Source organism: Neisseria sp. P0021.S007 (assembly GCF_051956855.1).
The window spans coordinates 1-430 of record NZ_JBQCXA010001838.1; the positions used below are offsets into that span (position 1 = coordinate 1).

Consider the following 430-nt stretch of genomic DNA (forward strand, 5'->3'; position numbering starts at 1 on the left):
CGCCAAAGTCTCGCCATTTTGAGCACGGCGGACAATCAAACTGCCTGACAGCTTGTCAGCATCGAAAACATGCATAGGCTGACCGATTTCCAGCATCACATAGTTGCCGATGTCCACCAATGCGGAAATGCTGCGGATACCGCTGCGTTCCAAACGTTGTTTCATCCAATCGGGAGTAGCCGCTTTCGCATTGACATTTTCAATAACGCGACTGATAAAACGGCCGCAGTCGGCCGGTGCGTCAATACGGACAGCCTGTTTTTTCTCACTGCCGATAAAGGCCGTCTGAATTTCAACAGGCCTAAACGCACATTGAGTCAACGCAGAAACCTCACGCGCAATACCCTTAACGCTCAAGCAATCAGCGCGGTTAGGCGTAATTTTCAACGTAAACAGCGTATCGTCCAAATCCAAGTATTCACGGATATTG

The 430-nt window shown here is 49.5% G+C and carries 1 protein-coding gene; it reads right to left on the minus strand.

Translation table 11 applies throughout. The features are described from left to right. A partial coding sequence (locus tag ACTHUR_RS21725) for a phenylalanine--tRNA ligase beta subunit-related protein (RefSeq protein WP_440400890.1) occupies nt 1-430 on the minus strand: 430 nt, incomplete at both ends.